The organism is Vibrio misgurnus (assembly GCF_029635775.1).
Classification (GTDB): domain Bacteria; phylum Pseudomonadota; class Gammaproteobacteria; order Enterobacterales; family Vibrionaceae; genus Vibrio; species Vibrio chanodichtyis.
Window position 1 is genome coordinate 2,364,623 of sequence record NZ_CP113241.1, and the last position, 26,898, is coordinate 2,391,520.

The 26,898-nt window shown below is 46.7% G+C and carries 25 protein-coding genes, 2 tRNA genes, 1 rRNA gene and 1 riboswitch; of the genes, 12 read left to right on the forward strand and 16 right to left on the reverse strand.

The genetic code is table 11. The features are described 5' to 3' along the window. Positions 1–237: 237 nt before the first annotated feature. From OOK74_RS10845 to OOK74_RS10855, 3 genes are all read right to left on the reverse strand, one after another. Positions 238–313, reverse strand: a tRNA-Ala gene (locus OOK74_RS10845). A gap of 8 nt (positions 314–321) precedes the next feature. Next, a tRNA-Ile gene (locus tag OOK74_RS10850) sits at positions 322–398 on the reverse strand. A gap of 62 nt (positions 399–460) precedes the next feature. Continuing rightward, a 16S ribosomal RNA gene (locus tag OOK74_RS10855) occupies positions 461–2,003 on the reverse strand. Positions 2,004–2,603: 600 nt separating this feature from the next. Between OOK74_RS10855 and OOK74_RS10860 the strand changes: the two genes are divergently transcribed. Continuing rightward, on the forward strand, positions 2,604–3,059 hold the full coding sequence (locus OOK74_RS10860; protein ID WP_274723296.1) for an RNA recognition motif domain-containing protein: 456 nt from the start codon (positions 2,604–2,606) through the stop codon (positions 3,057–3,059). Here OOK74_RS10860 and murI read toward each other — a convergent pair. Genes murI through OOK74_RS10875 form a run of 3 tightly spaced genes read right to left on the reverse strand, consistent with a single transcriptional unit; the run spans position 3,025 to position 6,443 of the window. Beyond that, positions 3,025–3,822: a glutamate racemase gene (gene murI, locus OOK74_RS10865; protein ID WP_274723297.1), complete on the reverse strand. Its 798-nt coding sequence runs from the start codon at positions 3,820–3,822 to the stop codon at positions 3,025–3,027. The genes OOK74_RS10860 and murI overlap by 35 nt on opposite strands. Before the next feature lie 53 nt (positions 3,823–3,875). After that, a complete protein-coding gene (locus OOK74_RS10870; RefSeq protein ID WP_278182789.1) occupies positions 3,876–4,544 on the reverse strand; it encodes an adenine nucleotide alpha hydrolase in 669 nt (222 codons plus the stop codon). A 51-nt stretch (positions 4,545–4,595) separates the two neighbouring features. Next, entirely contained in the window at positions 4,596–6,443 is a 1,848-nt protein-coding gene (locus tag OOK74_RS10875; RefSeq protein ID WP_278182790.1) for a TonB-dependent receptor domain-containing protein, read from the reverse strand. 43 nt (positions 6,444–6,486) lie between these two features. Beyond that, positions 6,487–6,689: riboswitch (cobalamin riboswitch) on the reverse strand. A 149-nt stretch (positions 6,690–6,838) separates the two neighbouring features. Between OOK74_RS10875 and trmA the strand changes: the two genes are divergently transcribed. Beyond that, positions 6,839–7,948 carry a tRNA (uridine(54)-C5)-methyltransferase TrmA gene (gene trmA / locus OOK74_RS10880; protein ID WP_278182791.1) on the forward strand — a complete coding sequence of 370 codons (1,110 nt, stop codon included), beginning with the start codon at positions 6,839–6,841 and terminating at the stop codon, positions 7,946–7,948. 139 nt (positions 7,949–8,087) lie between these two features. On the opposite strand, the gene OOK74_RS10885 is transcribed toward trmA, so the two are convergent. Continuing rightward, positions 8,088–8,840: an SDR family NAD(P)-dependent oxidoreductase gene (locus tag OOK74_RS10885; protein WP_278182792.1), complete on the reverse strand. Its 753-nt coding sequence runs from the start codon at positions 8,838–8,840 to the stop codon at positions 8,088–8,090. 273 nt (positions 8,841–9,113) lie between these two features. Between OOK74_RS10885 and OOK74_RS10890 the strand changes: the two genes are divergently transcribed. Then, positions 9,114–10,430, forward strand: coding sequence for an aspartate aminotransferase family protein (locus OOK74_RS10890; RefSeq protein ID WP_278182793.1), 1,317 nt, complete (start codon positions 9,114–9,116; stop codon positions 10,428–10,430). Positions 10,431–10,543: 113 nt separating this feature from the next. Here the strand turns inward: OOK74_RS10890 and pdxR are convergent, their stop codons facing one another. Further along, positions 10,544–12,064 (reverse strand): MocR-like pyridoxine biosynthesis transcription factor PdxR, encoded by a 1,521-nt coding sequence (gene pdxR, locus OOK74_RS10895; RefSeq protein WP_278182794.1) that lies wholly within the window; start codon positions 12,062–12,064, stop codon positions 10,544–10,546. Between the two features lie 226 nt (positions 12,065–12,290). Here pdxR and OOK74_RS10900 point away from each other — a divergent pair, with 226 nt between their 5' ends. The 4 genes from OOK74_RS10900 to OOK74_RS10915 all read left to right on the forward strand — a co-directional run bounded on the left by OOK74_RS10900 (position 12,291) and on the right by OOK74_RS10915 (position 15,462). Then, the gene (locus tag OOK74_RS10900) at positions 12,291–13,178 is read left to right on the forward strand and encodes a transporter substrate-binding domain-containing protein (RefSeq protein ID WP_430741950.1); all 888 of its coding nucleotides are present in this window, start codon (positions 12,291–12,293) and stop codon (positions 13,176–13,178) included. A gap of 82 nt (positions 13,179–13,260) precedes the next feature. Next, positions 13,261–13,902, forward strand: a complete 642-nt coding sequence (locus OOK74_RS10905) for an amino acid ABC transporter permease (protein WP_274723304.1) — start codon at positions 13,261–13,263, stop codon at positions 13,900–13,902. Positions 13,903–13,913: 11 nt separating this feature from the next. After that, a complete protein-coding gene (locus OOK74_RS10910) occupies positions 13,914–14,579 on the forward strand; it encodes an amino acid ABC transporter permease (RefSeq protein ID WP_274723305.1) in 666 nt (221 codons plus the stop codon). A gap of 103 nt (positions 14,580–14,682) precedes the next feature. Next, positions 14,683–15,462, forward strand: a complete 780-nt coding sequence (locus tag OOK74_RS10915) for an amino acid ABC transporter ATP-binding protein (RefSeq protein WP_274723362.1) — start codon at positions 14,683–14,685, stop codon at positions 15,460–15,462. Between the two features lie 21 nt (positions 15,463–15,483). On the opposite strand, the gene fabR is transcribed toward OOK74_RS10915, so the two are convergent. From fabR to ftsY, 5 genes are all read right to left on the reverse strand, one after another. After that, on the reverse strand, positions 15,484–16,125 hold the full coding sequence (gene fabR / locus OOK74_RS10920; protein WP_274723306.1) for an HTH-type transcriptional repressor FabR: 642 nt from the start codon (positions 16,123–16,125) through the stop codon (positions 15,484–15,486). A gap of 217 nt (positions 16,126–16,342) precedes the next feature. Continuing rightward, positions 16,343–17,203: an RNA polymerase sigma factor RpoH gene (gene rpoH, locus OOK74_RS10925; protein WP_274723307.1), complete on the reverse strand. Its 861-nt coding sequence runs from the start codon at positions 17,201–17,203 to the stop codon at positions 16,343–16,345. Between the two features lie 169 nt (positions 17,204–17,372). Then, positions 17,373–18,356, reverse strand: a complete 984-nt coding sequence (gene ftsX / locus OOK74_RS10930; protein ID WP_278182795.1) for a permease-like cell division protein FtsX — start codon at positions 18,354–18,356, stop codon at positions 17,373–17,375. Continuing rightward, the gene (ftsE, locus tag OOK74_RS10935) at positions 18,346–19,020 is read right to left on the reverse strand and encodes a cell division ATP-binding protein FtsE (protein WP_274723309.1); all 675 of its coding nucleotides are present in this window, start codon (positions 19,018–19,020) and stop codon (positions 18,346–18,348) included. The genes ftsX and ftsE overlap by 11 nt, the downstream gene beginning before the upstream one ends. Positions 19,021–19,085: 65 nt before the next feature. Then, positions 19,086–20,261, reverse strand: coding sequence for a signal recognition particle-docking protein FtsY (ftsY, locus tag OOK74_RS10940; RefSeq protein WP_278182796.1), 1,176 nt, complete (start codon positions 20,259–20,261; stop codon positions 19,086–19,088). Between the two features lie 202 nt (positions 20,262–20,463). Here ftsY and rsmD point away from each other — a divergent pair, with 202 nt between their 5' ends. Next, a complete protein-coding gene (rsmD, locus tag OOK74_RS10945; protein WP_274723311.1) occupies positions 20,464–21,063 on the forward strand; it encodes a 16S rRNA (guanine(966)-N(2))-methyltransferase RsmD in 600 nt (199 codons plus the stop codon). Beyond that, on the forward strand, positions 21,060–21,326 hold the full coding sequence (locus OOK74_RS10950) for a DUF1145 domain-containing protein (RefSeq protein ID WP_274723312.1): 267 nt from the start codon (positions 21,060–21,062) through the stop codon (positions 21,324–21,326). Before rsmD ends, OOK74_RS10950 begins: the two co-directional genes overlap by 4 nt. 886 nt (positions 21,327–22,212) lie before the next feature. Here OOK74_RS10950 and OOK74_RS10955 read toward each other — a convergent pair. Further along, positions 22,213–22,581, reverse strand: a complete 369-nt coding sequence (locus OOK74_RS10955) for a DUF4145 domain-containing protein (protein ID WP_274723313.1) — start codon at positions 22,579–22,581, stop codon at positions 22,213–22,215. 190 nt (positions 22,582–22,771) lie between these two features. Here OOK74_RS10955 and OOK74_RS10960 point away from each other — a divergent pair, with 190 nt between their 5' ends. Further along, on the forward strand, positions 22,772–23,101 hold the full coding sequence (locus tag OOK74_RS10960) for a DUF2500 domain-containing protein (RefSeq protein WP_274723314.1): 330 nt from the start codon (positions 22,772–22,774) through the stop codon (positions 23,099–23,101). Positions 23,102–23,248: 147 nt separating this feature from the next. Beyond that, positions 23,249–23,719 (forward strand): Dps family protein, encoded by a 471-nt coding sequence (locus tag OOK74_RS10965; protein ID WP_278182797.1) that lies wholly within the window; start codon positions 23,249–23,251, stop codon positions 23,717–23,719. Between the two features lie 128 nt (positions 23,720–23,847). Here the strand turns inward: OOK74_RS10965 and OOK74_RS10970 are convergent, their stop codons facing one another. Then, positions 23,848–25,074 carry an EAL and HDOD domain-containing protein gene (locus OOK74_RS10970; RefSeq protein WP_274723316.1) on the reverse strand — a complete coding sequence of 409 codons (1,227 nt, stop codon included), beginning with the start codon at positions 25,072–25,074 and terminating at the stop codon, positions 23,848–23,850. Between the two features lie 38 nt (positions 25,075–25,112). Continuing rightward, positions 25,113–25,730 carry a homoserine/homoserine lactone efflux protein gene (gene rhtB / locus OOK74_RS10975; protein WP_166014072.1) on the reverse strand — a complete coding sequence of 206 codons (618 nt, stop codon included), beginning with the start codon at positions 25,728–25,730 and terminating at the stop codon, positions 25,113–25,115. Positions 25,731–25,802: 72 nt separating this feature from the next. On the opposite strand from rhtB, the gene OOK74_RS10980 reads away from it, so the two are divergent. Further along, a complete protein-coding gene (locus tag OOK74_RS10980) occupies positions 25,803–26,795 on the forward strand; it encodes an alpha/beta fold hydrolase (protein ID WP_278182798.1) in 993 nt (330 codons plus the stop codon). Positions 26,796–26,898: the final 103 nt, after the last annotated feature.

Here is a 26,898-nt window from a genome sequence, read left to right on the forward strand (position 1 = left end):
TCTCGCGTTTAATTTTCATGAGTGCGAGACAGATTTTGCCGGACTCAAATTTGAACAAGACCTAAGTCTTATTCGATACCAAGCACACTTGAATGTGTTGTTGGTGTTTATCTTTCGATAAACATTGAGAACTTTACAAACAACAATAAATTGTTGTTTTGTCAGCTTTCCAAATTGTTAAAGAGCAAGATTCATGAAGAACCATTTTTAAAAGCACTCATCGAATGCACTTAAAGATGGTGGAGCTATGCGGGATCGAACCGCAGACCTCCTGCGTGCAAGGCAGGCGCTCTCCCAGCTGAGCTATAACCCCATCGTTAGTGGTGGGTCTGAGTGGACTCGAACCACCGACCTTACGCTTATCAGGCGTACGCTCTAACCACCTGAGCTACAGACCCACTTCATGCTCAAATCTAAACCATATCAATCTGTGTGGACACTCATCACGATAATCATCGTGTAAGGAGGTGATCCAGCGCCAGGTTCCCCTAGCGCTACCTTGTTACGACTTCACCCCAGTCATGAACCACAAAGTGGCAAGCGTCCTCCCGAAGGTTAAACTACCTGCTTCTTTTGCAGCCCACTCCCATGGTGTGACGGGCGGTGTGTACAAGGCCCGGGAACGTATTCACCGCAACATTCTGATTTGCGATTACTAGCGATTCCGACTTCATGGAGTCGAGTTGCAGACTCCAATCCGGACTACGACGCACTTTCTGAGATTCGCTCCACCTCGCGGTATCGCTGCCCTCTGTATACGCCATTGTAGCACGTGTGTAGCCCTACTCGTAAGGGCCATGATGACTTGACGTCGTCCCCACCTTCCTCCGGTTTATCACCGGCAGTCTCCCTGGAGTTCCCACCATTACGTGCTGGCAAACAAGGATAAGGGTTGCGCTCGTTGCGGGACTTAACCCAACATTTCACAACACGAGCTGACGACAGCCATGCAGCACCTGTCTCTCAGTTCCCGAAGGCACAAGACTGTCTCCAGTCTCTTCTGAGGATGTCAAGAGTAGGTAAGGTTCTTCGCGTTGCATCGAATTAAACCACATGCTCCACCGCTTGTGCGGGCCCCCGTCAATTCATTTGAGTTTTAATCTTGCGACCGTACTCCCCAGGCGGTCTACTTAACGCGTTAGCTCCGAAAGCCACGGCTCAAGGCCACAACCTCCAAGTAGACATCGTTTACGGCGTGGACTACCAGGGTATCTAATCCTGTTTGCTCCCCACGCTTTCGCATCTGAGTGTCAGTATCTGTCCAGGGGGCCGCCTTCGCCACCGGTATTCCTTCAGATCTCTACGCATTTCACCGCTACACCTGAAATTCTACCCCCCTCTACAGTACTCTAGCTTGTCAGTTTCAAATGCAACTCCTAGGTTGAGCCCAGGGCTTTCACATCTGACTTAACAAACCACCTGCATGCGCTTTACGCCCAGTAATTCCGATTAACGCTCGCACCCTCCGTATTACCGCGGCTGCTGGCACGGAGTTAGCCGGTGCTTCTTCTGTCGCTAACGTCAAATCATAGTGCTATTCACACTACAACCTTCCTCACGACTGAAAGTACTTTACAACCCGAAGGCCTTCTTCATACACGCGGCATGGCTGCATCAGGCTTGCGCCCATTGTGCAATATTCCCCACTGCTGCCTCCCGTAGGAGTCTGGACCGTGTCTCAGTTCCAGTGTGGCTGATCATCCTCTCAGACCAGCTAGGGATCGTCGCCTTGGTGAGCCATTACCTCACCAACTAGCTAATCCCACCTGGGCATATCCTGACGCGAGAGGCCCGAAGGTCCCCCTCTTTGGCCCGTAGGCATCATGCGGTATTAGCCATCGTTTCCAATGGTTATCCCCCACATCAGGGCAATTTCCCAGGCATTACTCACCCGTCCGCCGCTCGCCACCCAAGGAACAAGTTCCTCTGTGCTGCCGCTCGACTTGCATGTGTTAGGCCTGCCGCCAGCGTTCAATCTGAGCCATGATCAAACTCTTCAATTAAAAGTTTTTTGAAGCTTTCGCTTCGGCTCAATGAATACTGACTTTAAATTACCTTAGTAATTTAAAGCTATTATCGTTCCAACAGAACGATAATGAATTGACTGTGCCAAGACTTTCGTCTCGTTTGGTCACTCAGTTCATTGATTAATCTTTTTGAGATTATCATCAACGAGTGCCCACACAGATTGATTGGTTTATATTGTTAAAGAGCGTTTTGCTTCGGCTTTCTTACCGAAGAGGCTGTGCATTCTAGCGAGATAATTGTCAGTGTCAAACACTTTTTTCATCTTTTTGCATCGAAGCGTTTTGCCTCACTGACTGGCCCTGAGGCCTTGCGGCGTCTGCCGTGTCAGTGAGGGCGCATTATAGGGATGATTTTGTTTCTGGCAAGACCCTAAATGCACTTTTTTCTAAAAAATCATTCATTCGTTTACAAAGCCAGCAATTCGGCCATTTATTGAATAAAATTTCAACATTTGAAGGGGGTCACACCATTCGATTGGAAAAATATCAATCATATACGTAAGATCCCTGTGTCTATTTTGTTAACTCATCGATAGGCAATCAATCTTCTTTCTCTCAAATGCGTAGTAACTCAATATGAAATCTGACAAATCGATGTTATGGATCGCCCTACTTGCGGTTATTGGTGCCGGAGTTTTATCACAATTGGCGCTACACCCTTCTTTGGCTTTTTTAGTTGGTGTAGTTGCAACCACTGTAATTTGCAAACTGTCTACTCAAACTTCCGTTATTGGTGATGATGAAGAGATCTCTTCTACTACCAAAACGCTTTATGTCGGCAATTTGCCCTATAAAGCCAATGAGTCTCATGTCAAAGATCTGTTTTCCGAATATGGAGAAGTGTTTGTCGTACGACTTATGAAAGATAAACGAACCGGCAAACGGCGCGGATTTGGATTTGTCGTGATGGCAGCCAGTCAAGCTCAAGCCGCAATTGATGCACTCAATGAAAAGGAATATATGCAGCGCACCTTAAAAGTTAGGATCGCTAATGATCCTAAATCGGATGAGGAAATAGCTGCACAGGATTAAATCCTAACTGTTCGAGCTTTACATTCAGCGCACTGGCTTGCCAAGGTGGTGCGCTGGCGTAAATTTGATGTTTCTGATGTGAAGTTTGACCTTGCTCGATGGCCAATAACTCCTGTACACGCCGCGCAATAGCTTGCCCAGAATCAATCAATTGCACTTGCTCACCGAGCACTTGTTGAATCTCGTCTTTAATCAGTGGAAAGTGAGTACAGCCTAGCACCGCCACATCAATCTTGTGTTTAAGTGGTTGCAATATGCTTTCTAGCTCTGTGAGATTAAGTGGCTGACCGCGTAATTTCTCCTCGGCCATATTCACCAATCGCGTTGACCCTAATAACTCCACCGGTTTGTCAGCAGAAAAATGGCGGATCAAATCTTGTGTGTATTGGCGCTTGACCGTTGCTGGTGTCGCGATCAGGCCAATCGCTTTACTGGCAATCAAAGACGCGGGTTTGATGGCTGGCACAACCCCGACCACAGGAATACTGAGTTTGGCTCGCAGCTGCGGCAGCACGATCGTGCTCGCAGTATTACAAGCAATCACGACCAGATCGATATGTTGTTGCTCGACCATGCGCGTGACCAGCCAATCGACACGCTCAAGTAAGGTCTCTTGTGCTAACTCTCCGTAGGGATAGGCCGCATTATCGAGCAAATACACATAATTGAGTTGCGGTAAACGCGCTTTAATTTCCTGATAAACGGAAAGACCACCAACACCAGAATCAAAAATAAGTACACGGGGGTAAGATGAACAAGGCACGAGCACCACAATCTAGCTAGAAAAAACGCCTTGATAATACTCTCTCTACTAAATTAGGCAATCTGTGCCCGATACCTTTGATAACAGAAACGCTCGGTCTGGTCTTGCCCCTCAAGACGTAAATCTAAACGTCCAGCCATACACGGAGCTTGAGTGACTAAAGTATGAAACTCACCATTTTCACCACACGGATCGATACCTTTAGGCAGCGCTTGAAGAAACTCCGCGTTATACCAACGTCCACAATAATCAGCACTCAATTGTTCACCATCGGTAGTGACCACTAACGTTTGAATACCGCGCGTAATAATCTCTTGTGCCAGTTGCTTGGAACACTCTCCCATCAGTGGAAATAAGCATTGCCACCCTGCTGGCTCTAAGTAAGCCTGACGATACTCAGCAATACCATTACAAAACAGATCACCAAACGCTAGCGCATCAAAGGTTAAGCCTGAGTTTTTCAAGCCATCGACCACACTTGTTTGATAAACCAGATTACTTGGGAAGATGCTGGGTAACTCGATTTTAATCAGCGGTAAACCAACCAGTTGTGCTTGCAGCTCTAATACCTCAAGGGGTGTAGCTTGAAAAGGCACTTCATCCCCGACATAGGTGGTAACCAGACCGACCACCTCAACATCCGGTCTTTCACGTAACCGCTCCAAGGTGAGTGTCGAATCTTTGCCTGACGACCAACTAATGATGACTTTCTTTTTGTTCATGGGTTACTACCAATCATACAAAGTAAAACCGCCCGAAGGCGGTTTGAAAGATTAGAATTGATAAGCGACATTGAAATAGTAGGCACGCTCAGGCGCCTTGTAGCCAATCGCACTTTCGTATTGCTCGTTGAATACGTTTTCAATTCGGCCACGAAGAACCATATCCTCATTCACCCAATATCCCACTGACATATCCCACAGATTTGTTGCTGGGATGTAGTCATCCCCTGTCGGCGCAGCTGTAGGCAAATCTAAACGCTTACCTGTATAGGTATAAGTGGTGCTAAAATCGAAATCACCCAATTGTGCTGATGTGATCCACTTATAGTTTTGTTTCGCACGACGAGCTAGCTGTATACCGTTATCATCTTGATGATCTTTGTATTCAGCCACTAGAGTATGGTTGATAAGACCCGTATCAAAATTGACTTCCAACTCTAGCCCTTTGATACGAGCATCCGTATTGAGTGAACAACCACCATAACTTACGACATTACAGATGCTTCCGTTTGGATCTGAATACCAAATGATAAGGTTATCTACTTTATTGTCGTAAGCCGACAAGCTCACACGAGCCAGAGAATATGTAGCATCAATACCTAATTCGATATTTTTTGACGTTTCTGGTTGAAGATCAGGCGAGGTTGATAAATTAGTATAAGTCGGCGCTTTAAATGCAGTTCCATAGCTTGCTCTTGCTCTATAATGCGAGTTAATCTGGTAACCACTGGCTAATGACCACGTCGTGTAATCATCATATTTATCATGTTTGTCATAACGAACATTAGCTTCAAAAATCCAATTATTCACCGTAAGACGCCCCAAACCAAAAGCACCTTGCGTATCACGACTTTCTCCAGCTAAGGCATGAGCAGAGCCATAGCTCAGAGCATCACGGTTTAAAGACTCACGGCGTGCATCCATACCACCACCGAGTTCAACCACTTCATTCAATCTATAGATATTTGCCCATTGAACCTGTGTCAGCTCGATATTTGCGCGGGTGCTGGCATTATCTTTACCTTCACTTTGGCTATAATTACGACTATCCGTCTTTTGGTAGTTTAAAGACATCAAACTTTTTAGCTTACTGCCTTCATAATTCAGTTGGCCAGTAATGCTCTGATTGTCAGTGAATCCATGCCATAGACCTGACGAATTGTATTCAACATCACTGTCAAACCAACTAGCTGAAACATACCCCAGCCAATTGTCATTAAAACGATGCTCATAACCACCCATCAAATTTTGGCTTGCATAACCGTAGTCAACGCCAGTCTGAGTACGGTTGATATCATAACCATCCGTCTTTTCAAAACCGGCGGCTAATTGCAGATGTCCTTGTTCATTCACATCAGTCTTAGCAACTAAGTCACTGCTACGAGCTTGATTGCTACCAATACCCGCAGTCACTTGTTTTAGATTATTACCACGACGAGAACGAGTAATAATATTGATCACCCCACCAATTGCATCAGAACCATACACAGCAGCCCCAGGACCGCGAATGACCTCAAGACGTTCAACCAACCCAAGAGGAAAATGGTTAATTGCTACTCCACCAGCAGCAGAATCAATACGCACACCATCAACCAATACCAGCACATGGCCACTATTAGTACCGCGCATATATACCGATGCATTATGACCACGACCACCATTTTGGCCAATTTCGACACCAGGTACTCGACGCAACACCTCGGTTAACGAGTTAGCTTGATACCTTTCAATTTCTTGACGATTAATTACCGTTGTCGCTGCTAATACTGAAGCTTGATTTTGCTCAAAACGATTGGCCGTTACCACGACGGTTTCTTCTGATTGGGCTTCGCTGGCGTGTAAATAAGAGATAGGGGTTAGCAGCGATGCTAGAGCGATCGCTAGTGCTGATTTTTGCATATTATTATCCTAAATCGCGTTAATCCTGCTAAGTGAAAACCACGGCATCACTCAGTGGCTGGCAGGTCTTCGGACTTGAGAGCACTTTGCACCTACTGGCTCGACTTCCCACTCCAAGAGCAGTGTCATTTGAGCGTTCGTTCTCTCTTACCGCTGCGCGTCAGTTCCGGATTCACACCGGATTCCCTTTTCAGCTATTTTTAGCCATCCAGGCATCTAAATAGCACCAGCTCGCCGCAAATAGTATTGAGTGAAGCAAAAATTGTCCAGTACAGATTCCGTGCCGATCGGTTTTACACTCAATATCCAGCCAATCATGGAGCAAAACTGGACAACTGGCCGAGATTGAATAAAATCTGCGCTCTTTCTGTAATAGCCCATAAAAAGGTACTCCAATGGCGACTCTTGATGTAAACCCACCACTCTACCAAGCTCAATTGGCCGACAAAGTTGCTCGCTTAAAAGCAATGTTTGTTGACTACTCAATGCCTGAGCTGGAAGTGTTTGAGTCGCCACAGGCGAATTACCGAATGCGCGCTGAATTTCGAATTTGGCATCAAGGTGATGACATGTACTACATCATGTTCAACCAACAGACGCGTGAAAAATATCGGGTGGATCAATTTCCCGCCGCCAGTCGCCTGATCAATGATTTGATGCCACTGCTGATCGAAGCGATGAAAGGCAGCCATATTCTGCGCCATAAATTATTCCAAGTGGATTTCCTCTCCACTCTCAGCGGCGAAATTTTGGTGTCGCTGTTATACCATCGTCAGCTCAGCGAAGAGTGGGAAACGGCAGCTCAAGCTTTGAAACAGCGTTTAAATGATGAAGGGTTTAATCTCAACCTGATTGGCCGTGCGCGTAAAATGAAAATGGTATTGGATCGTGACTACGTGGTTGAAAAATTACAGGTCAACGGCAAGCCATACATTTATAAACAAGTCGAAAACAGCTTTACCCAACCCAATGCCAAAGTCGCAGAAAAGATGTTGGAATGGGCGGTCGACTGTACCCAAGACAGTCAAGGCGATCTGCTTGAGCTGTATTGCGGCAACGGTAATTTCTCACTTGCACTCGCACAAAACTTTGAACGAGTGTTGGCAACCGAATTGGCCAAGCCTTCGGTCGAGGCGGCACAATTTAATATCGCCGCCAACCAGATCGACAATGTACAAATCATCCGTATGTCGGCTGAAGAGTTTACTCAAGCGATGGAAGGCAAACGCGAATTTAACCGCCTCAAAGATGCCGGCGTCGATCTGGCCAGTTACCACTGCAACACTATTTTTGTCGACCCACCACGCTCAGGGATGGATATTGACACCTGCAAAATGGTGCAAGGTTATCAGCGTATTTTGTACATCTCTTGTAACCCTGAAACACTGCAAGAGAATCTACAACTGCTCAGTCAAACCCATCAAGTAGTACGTTTTGCTCTGTTTGATCAATTCCCCTATACCCACCACATGGAAGCGGGCGTACTGCTAGAGCGCATTCAATAAGGGTTTCAACGGTTTTCGATTGTAGTAAAAAGCGCGCTGGGTGCGGCGTGGGGAAATAAACCATCCGCACCGCTAAGCATTCAATTTAAGATAAAGGCCACCAGCTAAACTGGTGGCCACTTGCGATACGGAATGCCTGCTAGTCACGATCAATGGCAAATGGTGACCAAGCTTGACGGGTTGGCATCACCTCAACTCGGTTGATATTGATATGGTGTGGCAAATTGGCGATATAAAACATCTGTTCGGCAATATCTTCTGCGCTTAATGGGGTTGTGCCTCGATATAATTGATCTGAAGCTGACTGGTTGCCTTTGGTTCTGACCAAAGTAAATTCGGTTTCTGCAATTCCTGGGGCTAAATCGGTCACTCTCACCCCGGTACCTTGCAAATCACAGCGTAAGTTATAGCTAAACTGTTTTACGAATGCCTTACTCGCACCATAAACGTGACTACCAGGATATGGCCATTGCCCAGCTATTGAGCCAATATTAATGATGGTGGCTCCTGCCCCCACTCTAATCAAGGTGGGCAACAAAGCATGGGTCACATTCACCAGCCCAGTACAGTTAGTGTCAATCATCGTATGCCAATCGGATAAATCAACCTGTGCCGCGCCCTCTGGTGCTAGAGCCAATCCGGCATTGTTGATTAATGTTGTTACCTGAGCAAATTCGCTCGGTAGAGCCTCAACTGCGTTTTTGACCGCCTTTGCATCTCGAACATCTAACTGAATAATGTGTGTGGGTACCTTAAGCATTTCTTGCAGATCGAGCAGTCTTTCCCATCGGCGACCAGCCAACACCAACGACCAGCCTTGACTGGCAAATTTTTGGGCCGCGGCACGTCCAAACCCTGACGTGGCACCAGTAATAAATGCGATTTTCTTCATGTTCATCTTCCTGATTAAACTCAATATCTTAGTGGCACCAAGCCGATAAGCATTAGAGCAGTGGTTTATACCTTGAACCTGCCATGCTTTACGTCCCTTAATCTAAGCGGATGGGCGTGAACAGCGTAGAGCCAGTTTGCGAAATTACCTAGGGCAGAGCCTCGCTGCTGACCCATGACTTTCTTGAAACTGCCACTACACCCTATTCAGAATTCATCGCCACAATACGCTTACCGCTCACCAAAAGAGCCAGCGTATTGCTAGGAGAAGAAAATGGATTTGTTATCATCTGAAGTCACAAACCAAGACGTTATCGAATTAGACCAATGTGTCTTCCATTCTTGGTCAGTTCAAGAGAGTGCAACGCCACTGGCGATTGCCGGTGGACAAGGTTGTACCCTGTGGGATTTTGATGGGAAAAAATATTTAGACTTTAGCAGCCAGTTAGTCAATACCAATATTGGTCATCAACATCCTAAAGTGATTACCGCGCTCAAAGCACAAGCGGACACACTAGCGACTATCGCGCCCGCAATGGCCAATCTAGCCCGTGGTATGGCCGCGAAACGGATCTTGGCACGAGCGCCGAGCGGCTTCCAAAAAGTGTTCTTTACCAATGCTGGGGCGGATGCCAATGAGAACGCAATTCGCATGGCGCGCCAGTTTACTGGCCGCGATAAAGTGCTTTCAGCTTATCGCTCATACCATGGCAATACTGGCGCGGCAATCGCCGCCACGGGTGACTTTCGCCGTATCCCCAACGAATACAGCCGAGGGCATGTGCACTTTTTTAACCCTTACCTGTATCGCACAGAATTTGACGCCAAGACCGAAAGTGAAGAATGTACTCGGGCTCTTGCTCACTTAACTCGAGTCATCGAGTGTGAAGGCCCTGACTCGATTGCGGCGATCCTACTTGAAACCATTCCCGGTACCGCCGGCTTCTTACTGCCGCCAGAGGGTTATCTACAAGGTGTGCGTGAAATCGCAAGCCAATATGGCATTCAGCTGATCTTAGATGAGGTAATGGTTGGCTTTGGGCGCACCGGTAAATGGTTTGCGTTCGAACACTTCAATGTGATCCCAGATCTGGTCACCTTTGCCAAAGGAGTCAACTCTGGCTATGTACCGGCAGGTGGGGTGATCGTCAGTCAACCGATATGTGAGTTCTTCAAGCATCAATGCTTTATGGGCGGCTTAACCTATTCGGGACATCCCCTTGCCATGTCAGCGATTGTCGCCACCATTGATGCAATGGAGGAGGAAGGCATGATCCATTATGCCGATCAAATTGGCCAGACATTGCTCGGCCCATCGTTGGTTGCTCTGATGGAACAGCATAGCGTGATCGGTAATATTCGTGGCAAAGGCATGTTTTGGGCGCTGGAACTGGTTGAAGACCGAGCTTCTAAGCAACCGTTAAGCAACCAGAAAATGGCACAGATCAAGCAAAAACTCACCGAGCGAGGTCTGCTGACCTTTATCGTCAATAATCGAATTCATGTCACACCGCCCCTGATCATCCAACCCAATGAGATCAAGCATGGCGTGGCAATCATCGATCAAGTGTTAGCCGAATTTGATGCTTAATCGGAAACGTGCCAAGCCTTATCGCTTGGCACGCACCCTCTTATTTTACCTTTGTTACTTAACCCTTTGTTACTTACCCTTAGTTACCTCGCCCTTAATCACTGTACTCCGGCTTATTGCAAGCCATCGAATGCTCTGGCTAACTCAATGATTCCAGGCTGGATCAGCGCCTTATCAATCGAGTGAAAGCCCAACCTAAAATATCGATTAGCATCATGAGGCAATCGGGATTGGGCACTCTCAGTAGACGGTGAGGTGGCAATAAAATGTGAAGCACCCGTTTCGACCAAGACTCCGTGCTGCGCAGCCTTAGAAACTAATCGCTGACAACTGATCCTATCTGGGGTCTGCAACCATAGAGCATTGCTGAGTTCATGCTTGGCTAACCGCTCGCAATAGGGAAGGTGCTTTGCGACTGCTTGATTGATGATATCCCACCGCTGCCGCGTATTTTCACGCACACGGCGTACAAAACTGTCGTAGTAACCTTGGGCAATAAAATGCGCCATTTCCATCTGTAATCGGCTTGGCGGATGGCGAAACATCAGCCGACGCAATCCTCTTAGTTCATAGATCAGCTCTTCTGGTGCCACCACAAAACCGAGGCGTAGACCCGGCGCGAGAATTTTGGAAAAGCTACTCACGTAAATCACGCGCCCTGACTTATCTAATGCTTTCAGCGCTGGAGCAGGATTGAGCTCAAAATTACTGTTCGAGTCATAATCATCTTCAATGATGATCGCATCACTTTGCTCAGCAAGCGCCAAAATCTGTTTGCGCCGCTGCTGGCTCATGGTGACTGCGGTTGGTGCTTGATGACTTGGCGTAACATAGAAGTAATCACACATGGCAGAACATGAGTTCAATTTTAACCCTTCGGCATCCACTTGGTGTGGATATAACTGCGCGCCGGCGAGACTAAAAATATTGTAGGCTTCTTTATATCCGGGATTTTCAACCCCGACTCGAGAATCTCGATTCATTAACAACTGAGAGAGCAGATATAAGCCATTCTGAGAGCCTATCGTGATTAAAATTTCCTCACTACTGGCATGAATTCCACGCTGCGGCAGCACTCGGGTGCGGATCTGCTCAATCAATAACTCCACATCCTTATCAACCTTGTCACACAACCAACCATGATCCTGAGCGTCAGCGATCACCTTACGCGAAGCTTCTCGCCACTGAGACAAGGGAAAATCATTTATATAGGGCTGTCCATAAATAAAGGGGTATTTATAGCAACTCCATTGACTGGGTTTGATGATGCGCGGAAATTGATGAGTATTAATTTTTATTTTATCGACCCAATTTGGTGCAGCGATTGCACTATTTTCTGCAACCGAATTGAATGCGATTGGGCTAGCTTGATCACTGATTTGATAAGCCTGCGCGAGATAATACCCACTGCGCGGGCGGCTAATTAAATAGCCATCATCAAGCAAACTTTCATACACCAACGAGACGGTATTGCGCGAGACTTTTAGTTGTTGAGAGAGCTTGCGACAAGACGGTAGCGCTTGTTGCGGAGCAAAAATCCCCTCTAAAATCGCTTTGACAAGGTACTCTCTGACCTGCTGCTGCAGACTTCTTGCGCAATCAAATTCAATCACACACTGATAATTTATCGCCACTCTATCAACCTCCGATCATCCACGACCAAAGTCAGCCGATAAACTATCGTCAGCAAAAAATAGACCACAAAAAAAGTAGGTATTATTTAAAACATCAAGATTAGAACATCGGCTTAAAACAGCACTGTCCCATCGCGATCAATAAATTGGCTCTACCCCATCATCGACACCAATCTCTACAGTGCAAGTATTCAAGTTGCTTCAACAGAGTTAAAAGGATGGATATATGAAACATGGAATGAGTGTTAAGAAAATGAGTATTAAGAAATGGTTTTCTACCACAGTGATTGCGCTAGCCATCGGCACCTCAGCCAGTGCGCTCAGCGCCGATCTTCCTGACATCATCAAAACTGGCGTGCTTAAAGTCGCAACCGAAGATAACTACTCGCCGTTTAATTACATTGCCCAAGGGAAAGCGACCGGTATCAACCAAGATCTGCTCGAGGAGCTGCGTCACTACGCCCAATTTGAGGTCAAGCAAGATATTTTGCCGTGGACAGGCTTACTCGCTTCGGTGGCGGCAGGACAATATGATCTCGCCCTGACTGGGGCGATTGTTACCGATGCACGCCTGCAAGTTTTTGATTTTACGCCACCGATTGCCTCAGCGCAGCACTACTTTATGGCTCGAGCGAAAGATAACTCCATCACCAGCGTCGCCGATCTCGATCGAAAAACCGTTGGACTACAAGCCGGAAGTGCATTGTTAGAGCGCCTACCCGAACTTAAAACCATTCTTGAAGCGCAAGGAAAAAGCTTGGGTAAAGTGGTCGAATACCAATCTTATCCTGAGGCTTATGCGGATCTTGCCAATGGACGAGTCGATTATGTTATCAACAGTGTGGTGTCGGTCAACGAGGTAGTGAAAAGTAAAGCCAAGGTCTTCAAAAAAGGGGAAGCGGTCTCCGGTCCCGGTTTTGTCAGTTGGCCAATTCCAAAGCAAAATCCTGAGCTGCTTGCTTATCTGACCGATTTCTTTAAACACCTAAAACAGACCGGCCGGCTTGCTGAGCTACAACAGAAATGGTTTGGCGAATCATTTGATGATCTTCCGCTGGAGCCCATCACCTCGGTTGAACAATATCACGCTCTGACCGCCATCAACCCAAGCTAACCGCTTGAGTTGAAAAGGCTTGCTTATGTGCCTTAGTGAGCAAGCCTAGGCTGCCAATGGAAACACTCGGAGGGCATATATTATGGATTACTATGCATGGATGCAGTTATTCGCAGGTGCTTGGACGACCGCCTGGATCTCGTTGGTGTCAATCGCACTCGGCGTGGTGATTGGACTGGTCATTGCGCTGGTCAGGATTTCAAAAATCGCGCTGATTGATCCTCTACTCGGCATTTACGTGAGCTGGGCTCGAGCGACACCACTGGTCACTCTCGCGCTATTCATCTTTTTATCTTTGCCCGCATTTGGCCTCAACCTCGATAAAAATCTCTCTGCGATATTATGTTTAACGCTCAATACCGCCGCCTTCAATGCCGAAATATGGCGTAATGCATTTCTCAACTTTTCCCATGGCCAACGCGAAGCGGCAGAAGCGATTGGTATGTCTCGGTTGACCTACTTCCGTCGCATCATGTTTCCACAGATGATCACCGTAAGCCTACCAGCATTGGTGAATGAAATGTCTTTTCTGATCAAAGGCAGCCCAGCGATTGCGGTGATTGGTGTGGTAGACCTAACCCGAGTCACCAATCGGATTGCGGCGGTCACCTATGAACCGCTGGCTCCGATTCTGTGTGCTGCGGTGCTTTATATGTGCCTGATTGGCCTACTGATAAAACTCCAACATTTGGCTGAGCAACAAGCCAGTCACCTCACCGCCTAGGAGAACAATCTATGAGTGAATGGCAGATCATTTGGGAACAACGCGAGATTTTTTATTACGGATTCCTAACCAGCGTCATGTTGTTTGTCAGCGCATCAATCATCAGCTTTGTTAGCGGGCTCGCCCTACTGAGCCTACTGGAAAATGGAAGTAATGGGCTACGTTATAGCATTAGAGCCAGCATTAATATTATGCGCACCTTGCCCTTTCTTATTCTCGCCTACTTGCTTTATTACGGGCTACCTGAACTGGGGATTCGAATGGACGCGATCAGCGCCGGACTAATTGCGCTGTGTCTTTACCACAGCACCTATTTCTGTGAAATTTTTCGCGGAGTAAGAAAAGATCTGGATGAGGGCTATATTGAAGCCGCCACATCATGTGGCTTCTCAAAAGTTAAAATCTTCACCCGCGTAATCACCCCGAATATCCTGTTTAAATCTCTACCTCTGATTGCCAATCAACTGATCATCTGTCTTAAAGATACCGCGTTTTTAAGCATCATTACCGTCAGTGAAATAACCGCTGCGGCAAACAGTCTGCAATCCAGCTACTTCATTCCACTTAACGCATTTATTGTCGCGATTGGCCTGTATTGGATAGTGAGTATTGCGGTTGAACAAATCACCCAACGCCTACTAAATAAGGTGCAACAAAGAGGGCTAAGTCATGCTTAAACCATACATAAACAGACCGGAAATTTCGCTCACACCAGTGAAAGAGAGCACAGCATTGCACGTGGTCGAGACCAACCATCAACCATCCACACCTCAAGCATCAATGCCTGACACCACACGACCAGAGCAAAAACCGATCATCAAAATCGCCAACCTTTCCAAACAGTTTGATGGCATAGAAGTACTGCGAGATATCAATCTAAATATCCACCAAGGACAAGTGGTGAGCATTCTCGGCTCTTCCGGCTCAGGAAAATCAACTTTATTGCGTTGTATCAATTGGTTGGAGCAACCTGAGCGCGGTTTTATCTACCTTGGTGAGCAGCGAATTGGCGTTAACCCACACACCAATAAGCCCTGCAAATATCCAGAACTGGCAAAAATACGCCAACGGATCGGAATGGTGTTCCAAAGCTTCAATCTGTGGCCGCACCTTACGGTGCAACAGAATGTGATGGAAGCCTTGATCCATGTAAAAAAGTGCTCAAAAGCGGACGCGCAAAAGATGGCGCATTTCCAACTAGAGAAAGTCGGCATGGCGCACAAACTCGATAGCTATCCGAATATGTTATCTGGTGGGCAAAAACAGCGCGTCGCAATCGCGCGTGCATTAGCCATGGAGCCTGAGGTTCTGCTATTTGATGAACCAACATCAGCACTTGACCCAGAGTTAGTGGATGAGGTGCTATCAGTGATGCAGCAGCTTTCAAAAGAGGGCTACACTATGGTGATCGTCACCCATGAAATGGCGTTTGCACGCCAAGTTTCAGACCAAGTGGTGTTTTTAGAAAAAGGCATTTTGATCGAAAATAGCCCGCCAGAAAAATTTTTCACCAACCCAGACTCGTTACGGGTCAGGCAGTTTTTAAAATTGGATGGCTAGTGGATGGCGGGCGATTCGACGTTATTCTAGAGTGCCTTTGAGGCGATTGCGCTCACGCTCTTTACGATACCAGAGTGCGCCTTTCGCCAACATGCGCAGTTGCAAAATCAACCGCTCAGAGAGTTCATCGCGCTCACTGCGCTCTAAATCTAAAGCTTCGGCCCCCGAGCTAAAGACCAAGGTCACCGAGGCTTCCGCTTGAGTCATCGCTTCTTCGCGGCTCATTCCGGTGGTGACCAAATATTCGGTGAGTTCAGCGGCAAAATGCTGAATTTCACGCACCACCGCAGCGCGGAACTCGCAGGAGGTACCAGAGCGTTCACGCAGCAGTAGGCGAAACACGTTAGGGCTGCTCTCGATGAATTCCATAAAGGTTTCCACTGAAGTGCGGATCACACTGCCCTCTTTAACGATCCGCTGCCGTGCTTGGCGCATCAATTGACGCAGCAGTAAACCACCTTCATCCACCATGGTTAAACCGAGCTCATCCATATCTTTAAAATGGCGATAAAACGAGGTTGGGGCAATACCCGCTTCACGGGCGACTTCACGTAAACTCAAGTTCGAGAAACTGCGCTCAGCGCTCAATTGACTGAATGCGGCATCAATTAAAGAGCGGCGTGTTTTTTCTTTTTGTTGTGCTCGGATCCCCAGCGATTTCATACCCAGTCTGCTCTCGGCTAAGTCAAATAATTTGCTGCATACTATAACCTGATTGATAGGCTTGTCTAAGCAACAAAATGACTGATTATGAAATCATCGACCTATTTTCCCATCATCGGTAATTGATCACTGCCGTTTTCAAACGCTACCCGTAATAAAAAAGGCCTGGGATTAACCAGACCTCTTATATTTGATGATCGACTCAGCCAAGTTGCGATCAGAACTCACCAACCGCTTCTTTTAGCTTACGCATCGCATTTTTTTCAAGCTGGCGGATCCGCTCGGCAGACACGCCATACTGTTCAGCTAAATCTTGTAGCGTGGTTTTATTGTCATCATCCAACCAACGGGCGCGCACAATATGCTGGCTGCGCTCATCGAGACTGGCTAAAGCCATACTCAGGCGCTGGGTGGTATGCGCTTCCCAGTTTTCCGCTTCTAGGTTATCCGCCAGATCGGACTGTTTATCTTCGAGATACAGCACTGGCGCCGTGTAGGCCATGCCGTTGTCATCATCTTCCGCTGACATTTCAAATGCTGCATCTTGCGCCGCCAGCCGCGATTCCATTTCACGCACTTCCGCAGGCTCAACGCCTAATTCGCGAGCCACGGTTTCCACTTCACCTGCGTTAAACCAGCCGAGGCGTTTTTTGGATTTACGCAGATTGAAGAACAATTTGCGCTGAGCTTTAGTGGTTGCGACTTTGACAATACGCCAGTTACGTAGCACGTATTCATGAATTTCCGCTTTAATCCAGTGTACTGCGAACGAAACCAGTCTCACGCCCATTTCTGGGTTGAAACGCTTAACTGCTTTCATCAAGCCAATATTGCCTTCTTGGACTAAATCGGCAATCGGCAGACCATAACCGGAATAGCCACGAGCAACGTGAACAACAAATCGTAAGTGCGACAAGATCAATCCTTTCGCCGCCTCGATATCCCCTTTGTAATGTAATCGCTCAGCCAGCTCGCGCTCTTCATCTGCGCTCAGCATCGGATAACCGTTTACGGAGCGGATGTAGCTATCTAAGCTGTCTTGTGTAACAAGAGCCATTGGATACGCTTGGTTAGTCATTCAATTCCTCATCATTCTCTGATCTGGACACAGGGTTTTATCGGAGCAAGCTTGAACCGAAAATTAATCAATTTCAAGTTTGACGGGTCATTATGCATAAACAAAAGTACAACTCAAGTCAAGCACTGTGGTGGCGGTTAATCGGCCGCTATTTTATGACCATTATCACCTAAAGCGGTTCAATTTCTTTTAAATGGCGCTGCGCAGAAACTTTAGCCGCCACGCAGCCAAGCAATACACCAAGCATCAGCAGCAGTAGTGATTCATCCCAACTGAGGCCAATTAAGCGAAATCGACTGTCATATAACATAGCGAGAGTGGCGACTGCGCCATTGAGCAACACGGTTATCAATGCGGTCAGCAACCATGCCACCACCGCACCAAGCAGTCCAAACCACATACCAGAATAGAGATAAGGCCGTAAAATATAGCTATCGGTCGCGCCGATCAATTTCATGGTTTGGATCTCTTCCTTATTGGCTTGCACATTAAAACGCAGTGTATTGCCAACAATCAAAAATACCGACATCAGCATCAAACTCGACAAGCTGATCACCACTATGGTCGCTAAGTGTCGAATCGCATCGAGGCGGGCAAACCAATCCTCATCCATCCGCACATCGGTTACCCCCTCTTCGGCTCGCAAGCTATGAGCCAGAGTTTGCAACTGGTCACGGCTCTCGACTTGTGGTGTCACCACTAACACGGCCGGTAACGCAGTGTTATCGAGCAAACTGATCGCCTGTTCAAATCCGGCATATTGGCTTAACTCATCCAAGCCTTGTTGAGGTGAGATGTATTCTACCAGACTGACTTCAGCACGCCGCTCTAGCGAATCTTTCAATACGATGATTCGCGGTTCCGGAATTTCGGTTTGTAAGTAAACACTCAATTGGGAAGGTACGGCAACTCGTTCGGCAACCGAAGCAATATTTTTACTCAGCAGATACAAACTGGCAGGCAAGGCTAACGCCATTGAAATCACCGCTAGAGTGAGAATATTACCAAGCGGACGTCGCCATAACGCGGCAAACGAAGCCTTGGCTTGCTTTAAATGGATTGTGATAAAGCTATCGTTTTTGCTCCGCTGTTGAGCGCGCGGTTTACTTTGACGGGTTTTGGTCATTTTTTGCTTGCTCGGTTTAACGGCCATGATCCGCCACCTCACTTAAAAAACCCTGATTGAGTTCGAGATGACGATACTGCGGACGCGAATTAACCAGATGAATATCGTGGGTAGCCAATAAAATGGTCACCCCAGCACGGTTAAACTCTTCAAATAGCCGCAGCACCAAATTGGACAACTCAGGATCTAAATTACCCGTTGGCTCATCCGCCAACAGTAAAGTCGGACGATTGACCACCGCCCGAGCAATTCCCACCCGCTGCTGCTCACCACCAGAAAGCTGGCTCGGTAGACAGCGCGCTTTATCCAGCAAGCCGGTTTTATCGAGCGCAGCACAAACTCGCCGTTTGATCTCATCTTCCGCGATCGATTCAATCCGCATCGGCAATGCGACATTGTCATATAAGGTGCGGTCCATCAACAGGCGATGGTCTTGAAATACAATGCCGATATTACGCCGCAAGAATGGAATATCTTTACTAGGAATACGCGTAATATCGTGCCCATTAAAGCTAATTTTGCCGTCGGTGGGACGCTCAATGGCACAGATCAGTTTAAGCAATGTGCTTTTCCCTGCACCGGAATGGCCTCCTAAAAAAGCCATTTCCCCACGCCGTAAGTGAAAATCCACTTTCTGCAGCGCTTGTCGTCCACCTCGGTATGCTTTACTGACTTGCTGAAACCTGATCACGCCCTCTCCCCCTTGGCAAGGCTGGCACACTGGCCAGCTCAGATTTGGTGACTGGTGGTGACCAGTTACTCTTCACGACTAAATAGTGCGTCGATAAACTCTTGGGTAGCAAATGGACGTAAATCGTCAATTTTTTCACCAACCCCAATATAGCGGATCGGGATCTGGAATTGATCCGCAATCGCGAAAATCACACCACCTTTGGCAGTACCATCAAGTTTGGTCAAGGTGATCCCGGTTAACGGTGCCACTTCACTAAACAACTTGGCCTGACTGATGGCATTTTGTCCGGTCCCGGCATCCAAGGTCAGCATAATTTCGTGGGGCGCACTACCATCAATCTTTTTCATCACCCGCACAATTTTACGCAGTTCTTCCATTAAGTGGCTCTTGTTTTGCAAACGACCCGCAGTATCGGCAATCACCACATCAATGCCACGCGCGGTGGCCGCTTCAATCGCATCATAAATAACCGATGCACTATCTGCACCAGTATGCTGAGCAATCACCGGAACTTGGTTACGCTCACCCCAGACTTGCAGTTGCTCAACTGCCGCGGCGCGGAAAGTATCACCGGCGGCCAACATCACTTTATGTCCCTGAGCTTGGAACTGCTTGGCCAGCTTACCAATCGTAGTGGTTTTACCCACGCCATTGACTCCGACCATTAAGATCACGTACGGTTTTTTATCCGCCGCAATCACCAACGGCTGCTCGACTTGAGCTAAAATTTCCGCCATCTCTTCTTTGAGTAAGCCATACAGCGCTTCACCATCACGCAGTTGCTGACGAGAGGCTTTGGCGGTCAAATTGGCAATAATTTTACTGGTGGTTTCCATCCCAACATCGGCGATCAGCAGCTGCTCTTCAAGCTCTTCAAACAGCTCATCATCAATTTTTTTGCCTTTAAACAAACCAAAAAAACCTGCGCCAATATTGGCTTTGGTGCGGCTAAGGCTGCGCTTTAAACGAGCAAAGAAACTTTCGGTTGGCTTTTCTTGCTCACTAATCCGCGTTAGCTCAGTTTCATTTATTTCTGTTTCTGTTTCTGTTTCTGTTTCTGTTTCTGTTTCTGTTTCTGTTTCTGTTAACACAGCTTCGGCAACCAGCTCGACCGTGGCAACGTCTGTTTGAGTTGAGGGCTGATCTTGCGCTGGTGTTTCGCTTGCGCTGGTTGGATTATGCTCTTCATCACCAAAGCCAAGCCATGACAACAAACCACGCTTCTTTTTTTCCGTCATCTGGAACTGTCCTGAATCACTTTATTTGAATACCCACTTTTCTTGGCGATGGGCATCTGCCAGAAAAGAAAAATGACAAAGCAGTGAAAACTTTTTGCTGCACTTGCTACACTTTGTCCAATTTTTTATGTTAACTCGGGTTGTCACGCCGGATGGCGGACAGGTGGGTTATAGTAACACTTAATTAGCGGTCAAAAAATCTATGCAAAGACGTCGCCAGCCAAACCCATCACAAAAAAACGCCCCTAGCGGGCAAGTTCGAATTATCAGCGGCCTATGGCGTGGTCGAAAACTTCCGGTGCATGATGCAGAAGGATTACGCCCCACTACCGACCGAGTCAAAGAAACACTATTCAATTGGCTCGCTCAACACGTACCGAACGCACGTTGCCTCGACTTATTTGCTGGCTCTGGTGGCTTAGGATTTGAGTGCGCCTCACGCCAAGCAGAACTGGTGACCATGCTTGAGCTCAACCCTCTCGCTTTTCAACAGCTCAGCCGTAATGTGCAGAGCCTAAAAGCACAAAACATTGAGCTTATGCACATGGATAGCTTAGCCTTTTTGCGACAATCTGGACAACCGTATGAGCTGGTGTTTATTGACCCGCCATTTCGACAAGGTTTGCTGCAACAAACCACTCAATTGTTAGAGCAAAACGGTTGGCTGAGTCCTGATGCGATGATTTATATTGAATGCGAAAAAGAGCTGCCGATGACGGAATTACCCACATCGTGGCGCTTGCATCGAGAAAAAATCGCTGGGCAAGTCTGCTATCGGCTATTTATAAGGGAAGCACAATGAAAGGATTAATCTGGTTAGCAAAGACCGCAATTGGCTTGGTGTGGCTAGTGTTACTACTCAATATCGCGATGCCTTTTCCAGGCAATGCTGCGATTGCACTGTATATTATGGCCGCATTTTTACTGATGATGCATGGCTTACAGATGCTGATTTTTATTGGCGCATTTGGCGATAAGTTACCATTAACACGCTGGGACAAGTGGTCGATTGTGATCTTCGGTATCTTTGCGCTACTGGATATTCGTCGTAAGTACATGATGTAATTGACAAGCTCATGATCTCCCCAAAGCCACCACATTAATTTGGTGGCTTTTTTTATGCTCACGCTGCACATGCGGTTGTAGTTAAAAGCGCCGTTGTATGCCCGCTAAATCGCCATTCTCTCTGCATACTGATCACCACACGACGCAACCACCAGAAAACCCAACAAAATAACAGCTAATGAAAATACAAACATCAAAGCACAATAAAAAAGAGTTAAATTGGCAATAAAACCCATAAACACACAAACAAACATCACAGATAAATAATAAAACCAATTTAAATTCAAAGCATTACAATAAAAAGTACAATTAAATAGAACGACAACACTACAAAGAGGCTTAGTGGCCATTAAGATAAATATAAGCAAAGAAAAACACTAACCAATAAAGGCAAATGATAACTCATATCAACAACCAGCAACCATCAGCGATAAACTATTAATTACTCGATACCGACTATCAAATCTAGCCCAAGTGACAATAACTAACGTTAGTTTAAAGTTAAACCAGCCAAGCAAAATATAAAAAACCCTTAAAAACAGCATGATAAAAACACAACCATTCAAAAAAACAACACATCGCTCATGATTACAACAGCACAAAACCATGACCTTTCCCTGACAAAATTCCATCACAACAGCAAAACAACTATGTTTTTTTAAACTCTCATAATCAATCTATTGATCAAGCCTAATAAATGATCTATTCTTTTCGCCAGAATGATTAAACTAAAAAGGAGCAGTGTTATGATTTCTTCATCTCAAAAACAGGGACTCGTTATGATCGCAGTAATCATTGGCCTAATGACACTGCCCATGATGTACTAAGCTTATGTTTATAAACAAAAAGGACGCTGATGCGTCCTTTTTGTTTTGCTGGTTAGCCATTAATGGAAATGTTGAGCAAGCTCAGGCCAGTACCAGTAATACACCAACAGCGCACCAAGGGTAACCAACGTCAGTAAGGTGATTGCCACCCGCCACACAAATTTTCCACTTCTGGGCGTTAACTCCTTCTCACACTCCTGACATGCACTAAAAAAAGCATTGCGTGCTTCTAGCTGATAGTGATCTTCATGGATCACTTTGTTGCGAATCGTGGCAACATAGCGCAATTTTTTGACCATATGATTAGGTAAACGCTCTTCGCAACTGGTGACGAGCTGGTGCAGCCCCTTGCCTTGTGCATGATATTGTTCGCGCAATAGTGTTTCGAGTTTGCGCGTGCGTAGCACCACTTGCTCAATGTCTGACATATTCCCTCCCGCACTTTGTTTTGCTGTCTCGCTAGTCACTCGACGAACCCTAGCTGCGATGATCCATAAAGTGTGAAGTCAGCCGAAAAATCACCGTGAATAGCGGCCAAACGTCTCTTTCTCAGCACAAATTAGTTGGCAAAATATGCTATTCGCTAAAATGGCTGCGTATCCCCGATAGGAGGCAGACATGCCCTACACTCTATTGATCTATCTAGTATTATTAATTATTGCTGCATTTTGGTTGTTCAGCCACTTCTACCGCCGTCACCTACAAGGTGAAAATGCGCCACAGCGTACAGCAGAAGTGACTATTCTGGATAAGCAGATTATCGATGTTGCCAACCCACTGCCCGGTCAAGAGGAGCAGGAGTGCTGGATTTACGTGCAAAAAGGTCTGTTTGGCCCAAAGCGCGAGTTTCAAATTGGCATTCACTACTATCATGCACTGAATCCAGGGGATAAAGGCATACTGACTTATCAAGGCCAACGCTTTTTACATTTTGCGCTACAGCGCTGAACTCACTAGCCAATAAACCATACTATTGGCATGGATTGATAGTTTATATCTATCAAAAAAATCAGCCAATCCCAATTTGATCCCTGTCTAAACTACACTATTCTTGTGTGTATCAAAGTAGAATTTAACGCACTGAGAGGTGGAATTATGACAACCAATTTAATTGGTCTCGACAGTCTCCAAAGTCAAAAACTGGCCAATACCCTCAACCACTTGCTAGCAAATTATCAAGTTTTTTATATGAATACCCGTGGTTATCACTGGAATATTCAAGGCAAAGAGTTTTTTGAACTACATGTCAAATTTGAGGAAATCTATACCGATCTGCAACTCAAGATTGATGAAGTGGCAGAGCGTATTTTGACCTTAGGCGCTCGGCCAATGCACAGCTTTAGTGGCTACCTTAAAGCAACCCAAATTAAAGAGCACACCGATTCACTCGATGGCCGTAATAGCATGCAAGGATTGGTGGATGGCTTCAGTGTGCTACTGCACCAACAGCGCGATATTCTGGAATTGGCCAGTGAAAGTGGTGATGAAGGAACCGCCGCTTTGATGGGTGATTACATCCGCGAGCAAGAGAAGTTAATGTGGATGCTCAATGCTTGGCTAAAATAATCAATCATTGGTCACCCATCAACACGTAACCCGCGGTGACAAGTCAGTGAAGCGATCTGGTCAACTAGCCTTTATTATCCAGCCCTCAACGTCAGGCTGGTTGACCGCCAACACAGCCGAGTAACCATCTAAACTAAACGATTAATGTCCTGACTCCAACGCTGGGCGTCGATCAATCGCGGATGCACCTCTTCAATCTCCAATCCCAATTGATGACAGTGTTGCGCTACACCTTGCCAATCTCCCTGTTCAAAACATTGCCCAAGGTTAAGCAAAGCTCCGAGAGAGCCGCTCCGGTCACGCAGCGCCTGTTTCACTTCATCACCTAATGGTAACTGCTCAACTAACAGGTCTAAACTGGTATCTAATAACGCATCTAACACCGAAAACATCCCGATCAAAAAAGCTTGCTGTTGATAAGTCTGAAAAAGGGGTAAGGTCGTCATTAACTGACAAAATCGCGCTCTCTGCAACGATAGCGTATAGAGTTGTTGCGGCTTTTTCGATGAGATGTAAGAAGCGACCGCCAGTGAGATGAAAATCCGCAATCGATCTTGACCCAAATAGACCAAAGCTTGGCGAAACGAGGTAATCGAGACCGCAATCCGATCCGACATCGTATTGACAAAACGCAGCAACTGATAGGACAGCGCAATATCTTGAGCTACCAATCGCTCCGCTCGTTCATAATCGACCTCAGGCTGACAGACTTCATGGAACAGTTGCATCGCGATCACATGCTCAGGGCTGATGTAACGCTGCTCAATCAGCTCTGGTTTACTGAAAAAATAGCCTTGGAAAAAAGTAAACCCAGCATCGCGTGCTTGGTGAAAATCGGCTTCGGTTTCCACTCGTTCGGCCAAAAAGCGCCGCCGACTACCATTCGCCAATCGCTCACGCACCAAAGCACACGCTTGATCAAGCCCCATCGCCATAATGTCGAGTTTGACAATATGCACATAAGGCAAGAAACGCTCCCAAGCGGGTGAATAGACAAAATCATCTAATGCCAGCAAATACCCACGCTGACGCAACTCTTGTACGGCCACCAACAACTCATCAGTCGGCTGGCAAGTTTCGAGGATTTCAACCACGATCTGCTCACGCGGCAAAGTGAGTGGTAACCGGCGTAGCAAGCTTTTATGGGGAAAGTTGATAAAGCAACGTGAACGGGCAATCTGCGGATTGGTACCGATCGATAAGAAGTTTTCCACAATCAAGCGATAGGTTGCCCGATCCGCATCCACATAGTCAGGAAATGCGTTATTTTCGCCATCACGAAACAGCAATTCGTAGCCTAACGTGTGTTGTTTGGCATTTAATATCGGCTGGCGAGCAACATAAGTGGTGTACATAATTTCCTTAACCGATCTGCTTAATCAATAACCGCGATTTAAGCTTTAGCACTAGCGAGCAACACCCCACAGCCGATAAACATCGAACCAAATAGTTTATTCATTCTGGTCATAACGCGAGGTGAGCGGATATAACGACCGAGCTGAGCCGCTAAGGCGGTATAGCTGAACATCACTATCGTATCGATGATGATGGTGGTGATGCCGAGGATCAAAAATTGTGGCGCCGCATGACTGGCTGGATTAATAAATTGCGGAAATAACGCCACCAAAAATACGATCGATTTAGGGTTAGTCAAATTAATCAACACCGCTTTACGCAATAATGCCGACTGTGATAATTCCGCTTGTTGAGTGACCGCTGTTAACGCTGTTTGGTCACGCCATTTTTGCACCCCAAGCCATAATAGATACGCTACCCCAACCCATTTGATCACACTAAACGCGAGTGCTGACTGAGCCACCAGTGCGCCAATCCCCACGCCCACCAACACGATGTGGCAAATCAAACCGATTTGGAGGCCGATAATCGCCCCCAATGAATGGCGTGTGCCATAACTTAAACCATTGCTGATTGAGTTAACCGTGCCCGAACCCGGAGCCAAACTGAACACGGTTGCGGTAACTAAATAAGCAAGCCAAACATGGATATCCATTGCAATTCCTTATTCCTGACTTATGCTAGCTGACAGGTAAACCGCCAATCTGCACAGTCATATCATCCACTTATGAACCGTTATTACCCTTATACGCAAGAGTCTACTCTGCAACAAGCGCTCAACCTTGAGATAGCTCAACTGTGGAGCACTCGCACTGAAGGCACGTATCACAGTTTTGATAAAAAACCGATTTATTGGTGCAGTTTGCAGCATCCGAATCACCAAAAAGCCATCGTGCTGGTTAATGGACGCATCGAATCAAGCGCGAAATATCAAGAGCTGTGCTATGACTTATTTCAGCAAGGATTTGATGTGTATACCTATGATCATCGAGGCCAAGGTTTATCACCACGGCTGACTAGCGATCGACAGATCGGCTATGTTGAGCAATTCGAAGATTATGTGACGGATTTACAAGGCTTAGTCGAGTTGTTCCAGCTCGAACGCTATACACAGCGCTTATTGTTCGGCCATTCGATGGGGGGAGCCGTCGCCACACGCTATATTCAAACTCACCCCTCTCATCCGTTTGATGCGGTTGCACTCAGCGCACCAATGTTTGGCATCGCGATGCCGTGGTATCTACGTCCATTTGCGTTCATCTTCAGCCAAATCATGGCCACAATAACCACACAGCCGAGCTATGCGGCGGGCTATGGCCCTTACTATGCAAAACCATTTGCCAGCAACCTACTTACCCACAGCCAAATTCGCTATCAATGGTTTCGCGATTTGTACCAAGAGCGCCCTGAGCTACAACTTGGTGGCCCCAGTTATCATTGGGTTTGGCAAAGTTTAATCGCCTGCAAACAATGCTTGCAGTTAACTCGCCAAATCAACATTCCACTGCTGATCTTACAAGCGGGTGAAGAAGCAATTGTGTCTAACCAAGCACAAAATCGACTATTCAAAAAACTCTTACGCACCCAATCACATGCCCGACTATGCCGCATTGCAGGGGCACGCCATGAGCTGCTGTTTGAGCAAGATCGTTATCGTAAGCAGGCGTTAGATCACATGCTGCGCTTTTTTGCCGACCCAACCGCACCATCCCAAAATTGAGGAAAAACGGCATGTACGATTTACCCTCTTTTTCCGGATTTAATTCCACTACACTAAGCAAATCGAGGGTGAACATTCACCCTACCTACAGTGAAACATGAGA